The following is a 15,002-nucleotide window of genomic DNA, read 5'->3' as shown; positions in this document are numbered from 1 at the left end:
GTTTCCTCCTTCAGGATCAGGAATGCGTTTCGGCGGCATCGACGTCGGTCTGGGCCGCTGCCGGCCGATCCGACGGGTCGAAATCGCCGACGGTGTCCTTGATGGTGTCGAAATCGAATTCCATCGAGGACCGGGCGGACATCACATAGCACAGCACCGTGGAGACCGCGTAGGCGACGAGCGATCCGCTGAGGACCGCGTAGTCGTGCAGGTGCCCGAAGGCGAAGGGCGCAACGGCCAGGGTCGCGATGATGCCACCGATCCGTGCCACCCGGCCGCCGAAGAAGCCGAAGAGCATCAGCCCGAGCACCACGCCGACCCCGACGATCGACAAGACGTCGACCGTGTAGCCCCAGAGCCCGTCGACGGGGATCCAGGAGAAACGCACGGGGATGAAGATGGCCAGGGCGACGATCACCGAGGTCACGAAGGCCATGTTCGTGACCTTCTTCCAGTAGAAGCTGGAGATGACCGGGAAGACCAGGCACCCCCACAAGGCGCCGACGAAGACCAGCAGGTCCAGGATGTTCAACGCCCCGCTGGCGAAGTACAGCCCGGCGCCGGTGGCCAGGACCATGGAGACGCGGCCGACCAGGAGCATGGTCTTCGGGTTAACTTCGCCCTTCTGGGCCACGTTCTGCCCGTAGATATCGGCCATCATGATCGAGGACAGGGCGCTCAGGTCGGAGTCTGCCGTCGAGGACAGCGCCCCGATGATCATCACCAGGAACAGGCACAACAACACGGGTCCGAGGTAGGTCGCTGCCATTTCGGGGATCAGGTTGTTCAGGTCCCCGCCGGTGGGGGTGATGCCCAGGTACAGCGCCATGACACCGAGCATGCCGATGCCGATGATGGTCGCCCCGTAGCCGACGGTGGCGGTGACGAAGGTCTTCTTGATCAGGTCCTCGCGCACGGCAAAGAGCCGCTGGGCGATGGTCTGGTTGCCGATGGCGTAGGCCAGCACCGCCGCGATGTAGGGCGCGCCCTGGTTCATGAAGGCCTCGGAGGAGAAGAAGTTCCCCTGCTGGGGGGTCACGTTCGCGGCCCCCTCGACGAACATGTTCGTCCCGCCTGCGGCGAAGAACACGACCGGGATGATGACCACGACGGCGCCGAGCATGGCCAGCACCTGCGCGAAGTCGGTCAACACGGAGGCACGGAAGCCCGACCACAGCGAATACAGCAGGGTGCCGGCGGCGACGGTGAGGATCCCCTGCTGGAAGCTGAAGGGCGAAAGCAGGCCGATCAAGGCACCGCCGGCGATGAAGTTACTGGTCAGGCTGATGAGGCTGCCGACGACGTTGGAGCCGGCGAGCATCAGCTGGCTGCCTCGGCCGTGCCGGGCGTGCATGACCTCGGCCAGGGTGTGGGCCCGGGGCGCCACGGAGCGGATGCGCTTGCCGAAGGGGTAGATGAACAGGATCATCAAGGCGCCCCAGAGGCCGTAGTGGATGGGGCCCGAAATGCCGTAGGTGTAGCCGGAGGTGGCCGAGGCATACATCGACGAGGCCCAGATCCAGGTGGCCGTCATGCTCGCCGCGGAGATGCCGAAGCCGATGTTGTTGCCCGCGGTCATGTAGCCGTCCGCGTTTTCCTTCTTCTTGCTGATCCCGAGGGTCATCAGGAATGTCCCCCCGTAAAAAAACACCAGCAGCCCGATGACTAGCCATCCACTCAGCTGCTGGAGCTCCGCACCATTCGGTGTCATGCTGCTCCTCTTCTCACGGGGTCGGCCACCGGATGCCTCCCCTGGTCGCAGCGCGCCGGCCCGGTTTAACGGGCGCCATTGCCACGCCGCCGTGAGGCGGGCTTCGTCCGGTGCGGACGCATTCAAGGCGCGCATTCCACCCGGACCTAACCGGACCTGCAGGGCCGCTGTTGGCGCGGCGCGTGCGGCTACCCGGCTTTCGGGTCAAGGCCACTCAAACGGCGGAGGCCATGGTGGGGCCTCCCGTGGAACCGGGGGTCGTCCAAGCACTCGGATTCGTGCTCGACAAGGTTGCCTGGAGCAACCCCCTACGTCGGTGACACTATCAGAGTGCGGAGGTAATTCCCGCCAGCCGGAAATCCAGGTGACTGATGAGTCAGGTTTTCGGCATCCCCACCGGGGCGGTTCCGGTGCCTGCTTCGAGGATTCGTCGGAGCATGTCCACGCTGGTGGAGTTCTCACCCAGCCGGTTGGGCTTGCCGGTCCCGTGGTAGTCGCTGGAACCGGTCACGATCAGATCATGCCGGGCCGCGAGCGAGTGCAGGAACCGGCGCCCCTGGTCCGAATTATCCCGATGGTCGATCTCCAGCCCGAGCAGACCGGCCTGGATCATCTCGTCGAAGACCTCCGGTTCGACCACCCGGCCACGCAGCTCCGCCATGGGGTGGGCGAACACGGGTACTCCCCCGGCGGCCCGCACCAGTTCGACGGCCCTGACGGGGTCCACGGCGTAGTGCCCCACGTAGTAACGCGATCGCGAGGTCAACACGGTGGCGAAGGCCTCGCTTCGGCTCGACACCACCCCGGCCGCGACCAGGGCATCGGCGATATGCGGCCGGCCCAACGTCGCCCCGGGGGCGGACTGCTCCCCCACCGCCTCCCAGGTGATCGGGTAGTCCTCGGAGATCAGTTCAACCATCTTCCGGGCCCGGTGGATCCGCGCATCACGCGCCTTGTCGATCTCCACCAACAATTCCCCATGGCCCGGGTCGTGCAAATAGGACAGCAGGTGCACACTGACCCCGCGGGCGGTCTTGCAGGAGATCTCCATCCCGGGAACCAGCCCCACGCCGGTCTCTAGCGCAGCGGTGGCGGCCTCGGCCCATCCGGAGGTCTGGTCGTGGTCGGTCAGCGCGACGACGTCCAGGCCGGCGGCGGCCGCCGCGGCCATCAGCTGCGACGGGGTTTCGGTCCCGTCGGAGACATTCGAGTGAGCATGCAGATCGATCAGCATTCCTCCAGCCTACCGGCGCCTTGGTGTATCGGCCCGGCTTTGAGAACATGGAACGGTGATGACTCAAGCGAACAACACCCCCGGCAGCGATCAACCACTCGAGGAACGCGTGAACAACCGTTCACAGCGCCCGTCCTCGCAGGCCTTCAAGGACTTCATGGGGTCCCAGTGGGCCCCCTCCACCGAAGCCACCTCCCCCGGCCCCGACGCCGTGGCCCCCTATGCGGCCGCCCGGCGCCGCGCCCTCTCGGCCAAGTTCCCCGGTGAACGCCTGGTCATCCCGGCCGGACCGTTGAAGGTCCGCTCCAACGACACCGACTACCGTTTCCGCCCGCACTCCGGATTCGCCCACCTCACCGGGCTCGGCGTCGACCACGAACCCGATGCCGTCCTGCTTCTGGAACCCACCGAGGAAGGCGCTGGAGACGACGGCGGAAACCATCGGGCGACCCTCTACTTCCGTCCCATGGCCGGCCGCGACACCGAGGAGTTCTACTCCGATGCCCGGTCCGGGGAATTCTGGATCGGCACCCGTCCGACCCTCGACGTGTTGAAGGCCCGGCTGGAACTGCCCACCGCGCATATCGACGCCGAGCTGGAGGAGGCCATCACCACCGGTGCCGGCGCCACCGAGATCGGCGGGATGCGGATCCGGCTGCTGCGTGATGTGGATCCGAACTGCGACGCCCTGGTGGATACCTCCCGGATCAATACCGGGGTCGATCTCGAAGCCTCGGACCGCCTCGACGGCGAACTCTCCGAAGCGCTCTCCGAACTGCGCCTGGTCAAGGACGACTGGGAGATCGAGCAGATGCGTGCCGCCGTGGAGGCGACCGTCAACGGGTTCCACGACGTCGTCGGCGAACTCCCGCGCGCCATCGAGCATAAGCGGGGCGAACGCGTCGTCGAAGGCGCCTTCTTCGCCCGGGCCCGCGAGGAAGGCAACGACCTCGGCTACGACACCATTGCCGCCTCGGGCAACAACGCCACCGTCCTGCACTGGATCCGCAACTCCGGCCAGGTGAACACCGGGGACCTGTTGCTGCTCGATGCCGGCGTCGAGGCCGATTCGCTCTACACCGCGGACATCACCCGGACCCTGCCCGTGAACGGCAAGTACTCCGAGGTCCAGCGCCGGATCTACCAGGCGGTCCTGGACGCCGCCGATGCCGCCTTCGAGGTCGCCCGCCCCGGGCGCAGGTTCCGCGAGCTGCACGAAGCGGCGCTGAAGGTCCTGGCCGAGAACCTGGACGCCTGGGGACTGCTGCCGGTTTCCCTGGAGGAGGCACTCTCCCCCGACGGACAGCACCACCGCCGCTGGATGCCGCACGGCACCAGCCACCACCTCGGGCTGGATGTCCATGACTGCGCCCAGGCCAAGCGGGATCTGTACCTCGATGCCGTGTTGGAGCCCGGCATGGTCTTCACGATCGAGCCCGGCCTGTACTTCAAGTCCGAGGATCTGGCCGTCCCCGCGGAGTACCGCGGCATCGGCGTCCGCCTCGAGGACGACGTCCTGGTCACCGCCGACGGCTGCGAAAACCTCAGCGCGGCCCTGCCACGCACGGCCGAGGACATCGAATCCTGGATGGCGGGAATCTACTCGGCCGACGCCCAGTAGCCTCCGCCGCGGATCAAAGAAGGCCGGTTCCTCCCCGTGGGGAGGAACCGGCCTTTGGTCTTTTCCGCCACTGGTGGGCGGCTGCCCCGGGCCCCGGGGCGCGTCAAGGCTGGGGTTGCTGGTCCGTGCCGCCGGTCTGGTCCTCGCCTTCCGCCGGGGCCTCGGGTTCCTGTTCCGGGGTGACCCGCACCCCGTACTGCGGACGTCCGTCGGGCAGATCGGAGTACGACGTCGAGGACCGCGGTGCCGTGTCCGCACCGGAGGCGGTCCCGGCCTCGGAGGTGCCGTGCCCCTCGTCCTGGCCGGTTCCGCCCGGGGCCGGGCTCGGCGCCGGGGCCACGGGGCCGCCCGTCGGCGTCCCGGCATCGGGGCCGGGGCCCGCCGGGCCGCCCTGTTGGCGCGGGGGCGCCCAGGCGGGGGTGACCTGCTGGGCCTCGACCCGGCTCATCGGCAGTTTCGAGGCCATCTGACGGGCCGCTGCGGCATGCTCGAACGCGACGACGACGTCGTAGCTGGTGGCCATGACCTGGCTGGAGGAGGAGAAGTCGCGCTTCCCCTTGCGGAACGAATAGCTGACCACCCCGACGATCATCCAGATGGCCATGCCCAGCCCCACCGAGGAAAGGATCTGGGTGAGTCCGCCTTCGGGACCGAAGATGCTCAGGATCAGGCCCACGAAGATGCCGAACATAGCCCCCTGCGCGGCCCCCGCCAACGCCACTTTCGGGTAGCTCAGTTTCGCGGTGACCCGTTCCACCGTCATCAGGTCGTTGCCGATGATGCTCACCCCGGCGACCGGGAAGTCGTGGTCCGCCAGGTAGTCGACCACCTTCTGGGCATCCAGATAGGAGTCGTAGCGGCCCAGGATCTCCCCGCGGGGAGGTCCCAGTTGGGCGGAGGCGTTCCGATTGGTGCCGGTTGTTGGGCTCATGCTTCCATTCTGCCTCCTCAACGCGTGGACGTGGGGTGTTATCGCTCCCGGTGAACCGGTGCGCCGCCTCCCGGTGCATCCCTGACGGGCCGGGGTCCCAGCCGGTAGCCTAGGGAGGGTGAGCAGCTCATCGAACAAGGTATTCATTGCCCGCTTGCTCGGCCTCGATGTCTTCGACCCCCTGGGGGATCGTCTGGGCCGGCTGCGTGATGTCGTGGTGCTCGATCGTGGTCCGCGCAAACAGGTGCTGGGCGTCGGCCTGGTCGTCGAGGTGCCGGGCAAGAAACGGGTGTTCGTCCCGATGACGCGCGTGCAGGCCATGGAGGCCAGCCAGATCATCTGTTCGGGGCTGGTCAATCTGCGCCGCTTCCAGCAGCGCGGTGCCGAGACCCTGGTGGTCGCCGAACTCTTCGACCGGGTCGTCGCCTTCACCGACGGTTCCGGGGAGGCCACCGTGGAAGACATCGGACTACAGAAGCTACGCAATGGCGATTGGGCCCTCTCGGACTACTACGTCCGGCGCGGCGCGGATCCGGCCGGCGGGTTCCGCCCCCTGCGTCGGCTCTCACGCGGACACCGCGTGCTGGTGTCCTGGAACGAGATCGTCCACGGCAACCGGGACGATCCCCAGGCGGCCACCCAGTTCGTGGCGGCCCACGAGGAACTCAAACCGGCCGACTTCGCCGAGGCCCTGCATGAAATGAGCACCAAACGCCGCCTTGAAGTGGCCACCGAACTCCAGGATGACCGCCTGGCCGATGTCCTGCAGGAACTGCCCGACGAGGAGCAGGTCCAGATCCTGTCCTTCCTCGACATGGATCGAGCCGCCGTCGTCCTGGAGGAGATGGACCCCGACGATGCCGCCGACCTGCTCCACGAACTGGAGGAGGTCCAGCAGGAGGCGTTGCTGCAGTTGATGGAACCCGAGGACGCCGACGACGTCCGTCGCCTGCTCGAATACGAGGAAAACACCGCCGGCTCGATGATGACCCCGGTGCCGATCGTCCTGCCGCCCGAGGCGACGGTCGCCGAAGCCCTGGCCAATGTCCGCCGGGAGGAGATCAGCCAGGCACTGGCCTCGAGCGTCTATGTCTGCCGTCCGCCCTTGGAGACCCCGACCGGGAGATATCTGGGTATGGTCCACATCCAGGCGCTGTTGCGCCATCCCCCGCCGGAACCGGTGGGCAACATCCTGGACAACGATCTCGAGCCGGTGCTCGACACCACCGACGTCAGTGAGGTCTCCCGGATGCTGGCCGCCTACAACCTCACCTCGATGCCGGTGGTGAACCGGGAGGGCCGGTTGGTCGGGGCGGTCACCGTCGATGACGTGCTGGACCACATCCTCCCCGAGGACTGGCGCATCCATGACGGGAAGATCCAGTCGACGGGAGCAGGCAACCATGGTTGAACCACATAAGAACGGTTCGGGACTGGACACCCCGCTCGGGGCCAGGTCCCGGCTCTGGCCCCGCGTTTCACCGAACCCGGATGCGTTCGGCAAGGCCACCGAGGGCTTTGCCCGCTTCATGGGCACCCCGGCCTTCCTGGTCTACATGTCGATCTTCTGCATCGTCTGGCTGGCCTGGAACACCTGGGGGCCGGACTCGCTGCGTTTCGACTCGGCGGCCTTGGGATTCACCGCCCTGACACTGATGCTCTCGTTGCAGGCCTCCTATGCGGCTCCGCTGCTGCTCCTGGCCCAGAACCGCCAGGACGACCGGGACAAGGTCTCGCTGACGGAGGACCGCAACCGGGCCGAACGCAACCTCTACGACACCGAATACCTCACCCGCGAGCTCGCCGCACTGCGGATCGCGCTGCGGGATGTAGCCACCCGCGACTATGTGCGCAGCGAGCTGCGTTCCGCCTTGGAGGAGCTCGTCGAATCCAACGACGGGGACGACATCCGGCTGCGCGGGAAGGCACCCAAACGCAAGGAGAAGGTCTCCGAGGCGACCACCACGCTGCCGCGGGTGCGGGCAGCACGGCCCGGCCGCCCGACCACGGGCGGGACCGGGAACAACACCGAAGGGAAGACCGAGTAGTTTGACCGAACCCGATATCATAGGCCCCCTGGCCACGGCCGTCCACGAGGCCCTTGCCGAGGTCCAGGACCCCGAACTCCGCCGGCCGATCACCGAACTCGGCATGGTCGATTCCATCCGGGTCGACGAGGACGGCACCGCCCACGTGCGCGTCCTGCTGACCATCTCCGGCTGCCCGTTGCGCCAGACGATCATGGAGGACACCGCCGCGGCGGTCCGCTCGGTGCCGGGGATCACCGAGGCACAAGTCGAATTGGGGGTGATGTCCCCCGAACAGCGCGGGGCATTGAAGACCGGGTTGAAACGCCATGTCATCCCGTTCAGCGAGCCGGGCTCGTTGACCCGGGTCATCGCCGTGGCCAGCGGCAAGGGCGGGGTCGGCAAATCGAGCCTGACCGTGAACCTGGCCTGCGCCATGGCGGCCGACGGACTGCGGGTGGGCATCATCGACGCCGATGTCCACGGTTTTTCGGTCCCCGGGCTGATGGGAATCACCCAGGCACCGACCCGGATGGACGAAATGATCCTGCCCCCGGTCGCCCACGGGGTCAAGGTCATCTCCATCGGCATGTTCATCGAGGGCAACCAGCCGGTCATCTGGCGCGGGCCCATGCTCCACCGCGCCCTGGAACAGTTCCTCACCGATGTCCACTTCGGTGATCTGGACGTCCTGCTGCTCGATCTGCCGCCGGGCACCGGGGACGTGGCGATTTCCGTCGGGCAGCTGCTGCCCGGGTCCTCGATCCTGGTGACCACCACCCCCCAGGCGTCGGCGGCGTCGATCGCCGAACGCGCCGGGGCACTGGCGAGCCAGACCGGGCAGCAGGTCATCGGGGTGGTGGAGAACATGTCGTGGTTCGAACTACCCGACGGAACCCGCGTGCACCCCTTCGGCTCCGGCGGAGGGGAACTGCTGGCCCAACGGCTGGCGACCTCCTTGGACACGGAGGTCCCCTTGCTGGGCGAGGTGCCGCTGGATCAGCGCCTGCGCGAGTCGGCCGATGCCGGGATCCCCATCGTGGTGGCCGAACCGGAGTCCGCCGCGGCCGGCGAAATCACGGCCATCGCCCGGAAACTGACGCACCGGCCCCGAGGTCTCTCGGGGATGAAGCTGGACGTCACCCCGCGCGAGGGCTGAAAGCCCTCCACGGCCCCGGCAGGAGGCGGTGGCCCCACCGCTGGGTTCAGGTGGCCTCGAGGTCGAAGGGAGCCGGCTCGTTGGCCTGGAGGGCCTGGCCTCCGGTCCGCTCCGGCCCGGAGGCGCCCAGGGCCTTCTGGCGACCGGCGGCGGGCAACGGTTCCCGGGCGGCAGCCACGACGTCGTCGGCGTCATCAAGGAGTGCGTCCTTGATGATCTTGCGGGGGTCGTATTGCCGGGGGTCGAGCTTGCGCCAGTCCATGTCGGCGATCTCGTCGCCGACCTCCTCCCGGAGCTGTTCCTTGGCGCCGGTGGCCATCTTGCGCACTTCCTTCACCAGGCGCGCCAATTGCTGCGCATAGACCGGGAGTTTGTCAGGGCCCAGCACGAAGACCGCCAACACCACGAGAATCAGGAACTCGCCACCGTTAATTCCGAACACGTCTAGAGATTACCCGCTCGGCGCCGCTGCCCCGAACTCCACGCCCCCGCCCGGCGTTGTCCTCGCCCCCGGGACGGCTCCTGCCTGGACATCAGTAATCCGTATCCAGGACCAGCAAGCGTGACATCCCGCGCCCGAGCCGGGCCAACATCCCGTCGGTCCCCTCCGCGTGCGGGGCCAGCCGGGCATGTTCGGTGGCCACGATCCGATGCTTCACCGCGTCGGTGCCCGGACCATCCAGCGAGGAGCGCAGCGAATAGGTGGCATCGCGCATATCCAGTTCCATCCCGCCGTCAACGGCGGCCACGGAAACGGCTTCGCCGTCGATGCTCTGCAATTGGGATTCTTGCGCGCCGATGGCGTGGGTCCGGGGCTGTTCCGGCGCGGTGGTCGGCTGGAACAAGGATGATTTGAGTAGTCCGGCATCCCGGGTCCGTGACTCGGTCAGCACCACCTCGCCCTGGTCACCGGTGAATTCCAGCGTCACCTGATCGATTCCCCCGGTCCGGCTGCCGGTGGCCCGGACCAGTTCCAACCCGGCCGGGGACATGGTGGGGCAATTCCAGCCGGCGGCCCGCAGGGTCCCGAGATCGGAACGACTCAATTCGGTTCCCGTGCCCGACCAAGCGCCAGCCAACGGCCCATGGCCATCGGTGGCATCCTGGACGGTTCCGCCGAGCACCCATGCGGCACAGACCACGGCGGTCAGCATCGCGGCCATGGCCGTCGCCGCCAGCCCCGGGGCCAGGGAGCGCAGACGGGAACTGTGCCCATCGGCATCCAGCGAGGCCTCGGCGAACGCCGTCGGGGTCCCCATGGACCAGGGTCCCTGGCGTAGACGTCCCATGAGCGCGTCGTCGGGTGTGGCCTCCCCGGCCGTGCTGCCCAATGACTGGAGTCGGCGTTTGAGCCTGCGGCGGTCCTCGAGCCTCAGCCGGCAGTCGGCACACCGCCCGACGTGGTGTTCCAGCGCCGCCCGCTGGCGGTCGTTGAGTTCCCCGTCGAGATAGCCGTCGATGCGTTTACCGTGTCGATGCATCGTCAGCGCGCCTCGGATACCGCGGGCCCCACCTTTGGTCGGTTCTGGGTTGCGGTGGGTTTGGGGGCCCGGTGGGCCAGCTTGACGCGCAGTTGCGAACGGCCCCGGTGGATGCGTGAACGGACGGTCCCCAGTTTGATGCCAAGGGTTTCGGCCACTTCCTCGTAGGACAGCCCCTCCAGATCGCACAGCACGACGGCGGCGCGGAATTCGGGGGCCAGCTCATCGAGGGCCAGGTGGATGTCGACGTCGAGGTTGTTGAATTCGAAGGTCCGCTCCGGGCCCGGGTCCGCTCCGGGCAGGCGCGTTTCGGAATCCTCGGCGAGGGCGTCGAAACGGATGCGGTTGCGGCGGCGGGCCTGATCGAGGAAGAGGTTGGTGGTGATCCGGTGGAGCCATCCGTCAATCGTCCCCGGGGTGAAGTTGTGCAGCGAGCGGAAGACCCGCACGAACGTCTCCTGGGTCAGGTCCTCGGCATCGAACCGGTTGCCCGTCAGACGGTAGGCCAGCCGGAAGACCTTGGAGGAGTGGTTCTGGACGATTTCGTCCCAGGACGGAACGCCCAGCTCCTGCTCGGCCTGCGGGGAGAGGGCTCCGTCTTCTTTGCTTCCTTTGACAATCACGGTGTCAATTCTTCCCGATCATCCTGTGAGCAGGCTGAACAAGCTCTGGGCATATGCCGCCACCGCGACAACCCCGCGGCGGCGCTAGGATGGTGCGGGGCCCACCGGCCCCCACCGCACAACCACGAACCGAGGAACTTCGCACCCCATGAGCTCCGACAAGCACAGTAGCTGGTCCTATACCGAAGCACTGCCCGTCGAGGACGACGTGATCACCCGAGCCCGGGAACGCGCCTATGAACTGGGCGTGGATCCCGTGGGTCCGGGCATCGCCTCGTTGTTGCAGGTCCTGGCCGCGAATTCGAAGGCCCGCACCGTCGTCGAGGTCGGCGCCGGGGCCGGGATCTCCGGCCTGAGCCTGCTGCGCGGGCTCTCCCCGCAGGCGGTGTTCACCACGATCGACATCGACGTCGACCATCTCAATGCAGCACGTCAGGCCTATCTGGATGCCGGCATCCCGGCCAACCGCACCCGCACCATCGGAGGACGGGCCCGCGACGTGCTCCCCCGTCTGACCGACGGCGCCTACGACCTGGTGTTCATCGACGCCGATAAGCAGAACCTGATGGAATACGCCGAGCACGGGGTCCGTCTGTTGCGTACCGGTGGAATGCTCATCATCAACGACGCACTCGACGGGGACCGGGTGCCCCAGCCGGCCGTCCGGGACCGCAGCACCGTCGCGGCCCGGAACGTCGGACGCATGCTACGCGATAATGAAAATCTGGTGGTCAGCACCGTCCCCACCGGCAGCGGCCTGCTCCTGGCGGTCCGGGCCGGCTGATCCGCGCTTCGCGCGGCCTCGCCCGGGGCCCGGGTAGGCAAAAAGGCAGGAACACGGCGAATGCCGTTCCTGCCTTTCTGTGTGAAGAATCGGGGGGGAACTACTCCGTGACACCCACGAGGCAGGCCTTCAACTCGGCAGCCTCCTCGGCGTTCAGTTCCACCACCAGGCGTCCTCCGCCATCAATCGGAACCCGCATGATGAGGCTACGACCCTCCTTGGTAACCTCCATGGGGCCATCCCCGGTACGCGGTTTCATCGCAGCCATTAATGCTGACTTCCTTCCTGCATGTCACGGTCCCACCGGGCCCGCGGATCGTCGCTGACGAGGATGGCAAACACCACCGCGTCTTGTTCAACCTGCATTTCATATTATTCAGGAGATTTCTCCGTGGCGCTAATCACAGGTCCCTGCCGTGTCGCATCGAGTTCGTCATTGAGTCGCCCGATTTCCTCGGTGAGCACCCCGATGACCTCGTCGACCTGGTCGCAGCGGTACCCGCGCAGCCCCACCCCCAGCCGCATGCGGGCGATGTCCTCCGGCCCAGGATGCGCCGGAAGCAGCACCGGGGGCAGCGACGGGACCGGTTCGGCCAGCCCCAGGATCCCGTCGGTCGGGGTCGGAGAGGATCCCGGCACCCGACGCCGGGTCCCCACCGCGAAGAAGACCACCACTCCGATGAGCAGGACGCCGACGAACACCAGGAGGTATTGCATCGCTAGGCCTTGCCTGCCGTCGGCCGTGCGCCGCCGGTGACCTGGCGGACCGCGTCCTCCACGTCGTCGGTCACATGGATGAGGTCCAGGTCCGAGGCGGCAATGGCGCCCTCCTCCGCGACGGTGTCACGCAGCCAATCGACCAGCGGGCCCCAATAGGCGCTGCCGACCAGCACGATCGGGAAGCTGGTGACCTTCTGCGTCTGGACCAGGGTGAGCGCCTCGAAGAGCTCATCGAGGGTCCCGAAGCCGCCGGGGAGGACCACGAAGCCCTGCGAGTATTTGACGAACATGGTCTTGCGGACGAAGAAGTACCTGAAGTTCACCCCCAGATCGACCCATTCGTTCATTCCGGTCTCGAACGGCAATTCGATCCCGAGCCCGACGGAGACGGCGCCGGCTTCGCAGGCCCCCTTATTCGCGGCCTCCATGGCCCCGGGGCCGCCCCCGGTGATCACGGCGAATCCGGCTTCACCCAGCAGTCGTCCCGCATCCACCCCCTGCTGGTAGCGCTCCGAGTCGTGGGGTGTGCGCGCCGAGCCGAAGACGCTGATGGCCGGGCCGAGTTTGGCCAGGGTGCCGAACCCCTCGACGAACTCACTTTGGATCCGCAATACGCGCCAGGGGTCGGTATGGGTGAAGTCCTCGCCCGACGACCTGGATTCAAGCAGCATCCGGTCGGACTGGTCGACGTTGGCCTGGTCCCGTCGCAGGACCACAGCGCCTTTTCGGCGGGCAATTTCCCGCAGTGCATTGATCGTCTGACGTGGGTTTGAAGAGTCTGGCATGGTTTCAGCCTATCGTCGTCGACAAGGGATGGCAGGCGAGGTGGACCGGACTTTGTAAAGATTCGGTCACCAAGGTGCCAACTACCCATGGTGTGCTGCGTTACATCGGCTACTGTCATGGCATGAGCAATTCATCCCGCAGCGGCACCGGGGCCTCCTCGAGCACCCCGGTCGTCAAGCTCGACCAGGTCAATAAGCATTATGGCCCCCTCCACGTCCTGCAGGACATCGACCTCGACGTCGCGCGCGGCGAGGTCGTGGTCGTCCTGGGTCCCTCCGGTTCCGGCAAGTCCACGCTCTGCCGCACCATCAACCGGCTCGAGACCATTGACGACGGGGCCATCTACATCGATGGCAAGAAGCTTCCCGAAGAGGGAAGGACCCTGGCCCAGCTCCGCGCCGACGTCGGCATGGTCTTCCAGTCCTTCAACCTCTTCGCGCATAAGTCGATCCTTGAGAACGTCACCATGGGACCGATCAAGGTCAGGGGGGTGAAGAAGGCCGAAGCCGTCAAACAGGCGATGGCACTGCTCGAACGCGTCGGGGTGGCCAACCAGAGGGACAAGCTACCGGCCCAGCTCTCGGGTGGGCAGCAGCAGCGGGTGGCGATTGCCCGGGCCCTGGCGATGCGTCCGAAGGTCATGCTCTTCGACGAGCCCACCTCCGCGCTGGACCCCGAGATGATCCAGGAGGTCCTGGACACCATGGTCGCCCTGGCCAAGGAGGGGATGACGATGATCGTGGTGACCCACGAGATGGGCTTCGCCCGCAAGGCAGCCGATCGGGTGGTCTTCATGGCCGATGGACAGATCGTCGAGCAAGCGACCCCCACGGAGTTCTTCACCAACCCGCAGAGCGACCGGGCGAAGGACTTCCTCGGAAAGCTCATCACCAACCACTAGCCCGGCCCCCCACGGGGACCGGATCACTCGCGACCGGGCATCACTACCCCGGTCACAACACAAGGAGAAGCACATGCGCAAGACCCATTACGCGATGGCCGCGATGGCCGCCGCTGCGGCCCTGACCCTGACCGCATGCGGTGGCGGATCGGGCGACGACGGCGGAGGCGGCGGAGACGGCGACAAGGTCAAGATCGGCATCAAGTTCGACCAGCCGGGCCTCGGGTTCAAGGACGGCGACGACTACAAGGGCTTCGATGTCGATGTCGCCAAGTACGTCGCCAACGAGTTGGGCTATGACGAGGGCGACATCGACTTCGTCTCGGCACCGTCGGCGAACCGCGAAACCATGTTGCAGAACAACCAGGTCGACATGATCGTCGCCACCTACTCCATCACCGACGATCGCGAGAAGGTCGTTGACTTCGCCGGGCCGTACTTCATTGCCGGCCAGGACCTGCTGGTGAAGAAGGACAGCGGCATCACCTCCCCCGAGGACCTCAATGGCAAGAACCTGTGCTCCGTCACCGGTTCGACCTCGGCCCGCAAGGTGAAGGATAAGTACGCCAAGAAGGTGAACCTCCAGGAACTTCCGGGCTACGCGGAGTGCGTGACCCAGATGGAAGGCGGAACGATCGACGCGGTGACCACCGATGACATCATCCTCGCCGGGCTGGCCGCCCAGCCGGCGTACCAGGGCAAGTTCGAACTCGTGGGCAAGCCCTTCAGCGAGGAGATCTACGGCATCGGTCTCCCGAAGGGATCCGATCAGTGCGAGGACATCAACAAGGCGATCGCCAAGATGATCGATTCCGGCGACTGGAAGAAGTCGCTGGATGCGAACACCGAAGGCACCGGCTACGAGCCCAATGCCAAGGTGAACCCACCGACGCCGGATCACTGCTCCTAGCAGTTCCCGGGGATGTCCCACCGGCTCCTGCCGGACCATCCCCCCATACCGGGTGGGGCACCGCTGCCCCACCCGGTAGCCCGCCCACGGTGCCGCCCCACGCGGCAATCCAGA

General features: G+C 66.7%; 16 protein-coding genes. 7 read left to right on the top strand and 9 right to left on the bottom strand.

Going from position 1 to position 15,002, the window contains the following annotated elements:
• Window positions 1–16: 16 nt before the first annotated feature.
• Window positions 17–1,711, bottom strand: a complete 1,695-nt coding sequence (locus tag ACT3S2_RS05900; protein WP_444555300.1) for a sodium:solute symporter family protein — start codon at window positions 1,709–1,711, stop codon at window positions 17–19.
• Window positions 1,712–2,087: 376 nt separating this feature from the next.
• Complete coding sequence (locus tag ACT3S2_RS05895) at window positions 2,088–2,945, bottom strand: PHP domain-containing protein (protein WP_444555299.1); 858 nt, start codon at window positions 2,943–2,945, stop codon at window positions 2,088–2,090.
• Between the two features lie 58 nt (window positions 2,946–3,003).
• On the opposite strand from ACT3S2_RS05895, the gene ACT3S2_RS05890 reads away from it, so the two are divergent.
• Window positions 3,004–4,566 (top strand): aminopeptidase P family protein, encoded by a 1,563-nt coding sequence (locus tag ACT3S2_RS05890; protein ID WP_444555298.1) that lies wholly within the window; start codon window positions 3,004–3,006, stop codon window positions 4,564–4,566.
• Window positions 4,567–4,669: 103 nt separating this feature from the next.
• Here the strand turns inward: ACT3S2_RS05890 and ACT3S2_RS05885 are convergent, their stop codons facing one another.
• Complete coding sequence (locus ACT3S2_RS05885; protein WP_444555297.1) at window positions 4,670–5,497, bottom strand: general stress protein; 828 nt, start codon at window positions 5,495–5,497, stop codon at window positions 4,670–4,672.
• Between the two features lie 118 nt (window positions 5,498–5,615).
• Between ACT3S2_RS05885 and ACT3S2_RS05880 the strand changes: the two genes are divergently transcribed.
• Genes ACT3S2_RS05880 through ACT3S2_RS05870 form a run of 3 tightly spaced genes read left to right on the top strand, consistent with a single transcriptional unit; the run spans window position 5,616 to window position 8,683 of the window.
• Window positions 5,616–6,908: a magnesium transporter MgtE N-terminal domain-containing protein gene (locus tag ACT3S2_RS05880; RefSeq protein ID WP_444555296.1), complete on the top strand. Its 1,293-nt coding sequence runs from the start codon at window positions 5,616–5,618 to the stop codon at window positions 6,906–6,908.
• A complete protein-coding gene (locus ACT3S2_RS05875) occupies window positions 6,901–7,545 on the top strand; it encodes a DUF1003 domain-containing protein (RefSeq protein ID WP_444555295.1) in 645 nt (214 codons plus the stop codon). Before ACT3S2_RS05880 ends, ACT3S2_RS05875 begins: the two co-directional genes overlap by 8 nt.
• Before the next feature lies 1 nt (window position 7,546).
• The gene (locus ACT3S2_RS05870) at window positions 7,547–8,683 is read left to right on the top strand and encodes an Mrp/NBP35 family ATP-binding protein (protein WP_444555294.1); all 1,137 of its coding nucleotides are present in this window, start codon (window positions 7,547–7,549) and stop codon (window positions 8,681–8,683) included.
• Window positions 8,684–8,729: 46 nt separating this feature from the next.
• Here ACT3S2_RS05870 and ACT3S2_RS05865 read toward each other — a convergent pair whose 3' ends face one another.
• From ACT3S2_RS05865 to sigE, 3 genes are all read right to left on the bottom strand, one after another.
• On the bottom strand, window positions 8,730–9,125 hold the full coding sequence (locus tag ACT3S2_RS05865; protein WP_444555293.1) for a sec-independent translocase: 396 nt from the start codon (window positions 9,123–9,125) through the stop codon (window positions 8,730–8,732).
• 91 nt (window positions 9,126–9,216) lie between these two features.
• Window positions 9,217–10,164, bottom strand: a complete 948-nt coding sequence (locus ACT3S2_RS05860) for a zf-HC2 domain-containing protein (protein WP_444555292.1) — start codon at window positions 10,162–10,164, stop codon at window positions 9,217–9,219.
• 2 nt (window positions 10,165–10,166) lie between these two features.
• Window positions 10,167–10,784, bottom strand: coding sequence for an RNA polymerase sigma factor SigE (gene sigE / locus ACT3S2_RS05855; protein WP_444555314.1), 618 nt, complete (start codon window positions 10,782–10,784; stop codon window positions 10,167–10,169).
• Window positions 10,785–10,935: 151 nt separating this feature from the next.
• Between sigE and ACT3S2_RS05850 the strand changes: the two genes are divergently transcribed.
• Window positions 10,936–11,571 (top strand): O-methyltransferase, encoded by a 636-nt coding sequence (locus tag ACT3S2_RS05850; protein ID WP_444555291.1) that lies wholly within the window; start codon window positions 10,936–10,938, stop codon window positions 11,569–11,571.
• Between the two features lie 100 nt (window positions 11,572–11,671).
• On the opposite strand, the gene ACT3S2_RS05845 is transcribed toward ACT3S2_RS05850, so the two are convergent.
• The 3 genes from ACT3S2_RS05845 to ACT3S2_RS05835 all read right to left on the bottom strand — a co-directional run bounded on the left by ACT3S2_RS05845 (window position 11,672) and on the right by ACT3S2_RS05835 (window position 13,076).
• Complete coding sequence (locus ACT3S2_RS05845; RefSeq protein ID WP_086999611.1) at window positions 11,672–11,839, bottom strand: DUF3117 domain-containing protein; 168 nt, start codon at window positions 11,837–11,839, stop codon at window positions 11,672–11,674.
• A gap of 104 nt (window positions 11,840–11,943) precedes the next feature.
• Window positions 11,944–12,288: a DivIVA domain-containing protein gene (locus tag ACT3S2_RS05840; protein ID WP_444555290.1), complete on the bottom strand. Its 345-nt coding sequence runs from the start codon at window positions 12,286–12,288 to the stop codon at window positions 11,944–11,946.
• Window positions 12,289–12,290: 2 nt separating this feature from the next.
• Complete coding sequence (locus ACT3S2_RS05835) at window positions 12,291–13,076, bottom strand: LOG family protein (RefSeq protein WP_444555289.1); 786 nt, start codon at window positions 13,074–13,076, stop codon at window positions 12,291–12,293.
• Window positions 13,077–13,198: 122 nt separating this feature from the next.
• On the opposite strand from ACT3S2_RS05835, the gene ACT3S2_RS05830 reads away from it, so the two are divergent.
• Both ACT3S2_RS05830 and ACT3S2_RS05825 read left to right on the top strand, forming a co-directional pair.
• Complete coding sequence (locus ACT3S2_RS05830) at window positions 13,199–13,978, top strand: amino acid ABC transporter ATP-binding protein (RefSeq protein WP_444555288.1); 780 nt, start codon at window positions 13,199–13,201, stop codon at window positions 13,976–13,978.
• Window positions 13,979–14,051: 73 nt separating this feature from the next.
• Window positions 14,052–14,888, top strand: coding sequence for a glutamate ABC transporter substrate-binding protein (locus ACT3S2_RS05825; RefSeq protein WP_444555287.1), 837 nt, complete (start codon window positions 14,052–14,054; stop codon window positions 14,886–14,888).
• Window positions 14,889–15,002: the final 114 nt, after the last annotated feature.

This window comes from Arthrobacter sp. AOP36-A1-22 (assembly GCF_052377615.1).
GTDB lineage: Bacteria > Actinomycetota > Actinomycetes > Actinomycetales > Micrococcaceae > Arthrobacter_H.
The sequence above is the reverse complement of the archived record's forward strand: the minus strand, read 5'-3'. Positions and strand labels throughout refer to the sequence as shown.

What these genes read in the sequence shown, in the direction of transcription:
- ACT3S2_RS05900 (WP_444555300.1), bottom strand. Translation starts at nt 1,711, where the DNA reads ATGACACCGAATGGTGCGGAGCTCCAGCAGCTGAGTGGATGGCTAGTC.
- ACT3S2_RS05875 (WP_444555295.1), top strand. Translation starts at nt 6,901, where the DNA reads ATGGTTGAACCACATAAGAACGGTTCGGGACTGGACACCCCGCTCGGG.
- ACT3S2_RS05830 (WP_444555288.1), top strand. Translation starts at nt 13,199, where the DNA reads ATGAGCAATTCATCCCGCAGCGGCACCGGGGCCTCCTCGAGCACCCCG.
- ACT3S2_RS05895 (WP_444555299.1), bottom strand. Translation starts at nt 2,945, where the DNA reads ATGCTGATCGATCTGCATGCTCACTCGAATGTCTCCGACGGGACCGAA.
- ACT3S2_RS05885 (WP_444555297.1), bottom strand. Translation starts at nt 5,497, where the DNA reads ATGAGCCCAACAACCGGCACCAATCGGAACGCCTCCGCCCAACTGGGA.
- ACT3S2_RS05835 (WP_444555289.1), bottom strand. Translation starts at nt 13,076, where the DNA reads ATGCCAGACTCTTCAAACCCACGTCAGACGATCAATGCACTGCGGGAA.
- ACT3S2_RS05825 (WP_444555287.1), top strand. Translation starts at nt 14,052, where the DNA reads ATGCGCAAGACCCATTACGCGATGGCCGCGATGGCCGCCGCTGCGGCC.
- ACT3S2_RS05890 (WP_444555298.1), top strand. Translation starts at nt 3,004, where the DNA reads ATGACTCAAGCGAACAACACCCCCGGCAGCGATCAACCACTCGAGGAA.
- ACT3S2_RS05840 (WP_444555290.1), bottom strand. Translation starts at nt 12,288, where the DNA reads ATGCAATACCTCCTGGTGTTCGTCGGCGTCCTGCTCATCGGAGTGGTG.
- ACT3S2_RS05850 (WP_444555291.1), top strand. Translation starts at nt 10,936, where the DNA reads ATGAGCTCCGACAAGCACAGTAGCTGGTCCTATACCGAAGCACTGCCC.
- ACT3S2_RS05845 (WP_086999611.1), bottom strand. Translation starts at nt 11,839, where the DNA reads ATGGCTGCGATGAAACCGCGTACCGGGGATGGCCCCATGGAGGTTACC.
- ACT3S2_RS05860 (WP_444555292.1), bottom strand. Translation starts at nt 10,164, where the DNA reads ATGCATCGACACGGTAAACGCATCGACGGCTATCTCGACGGGGAACTC.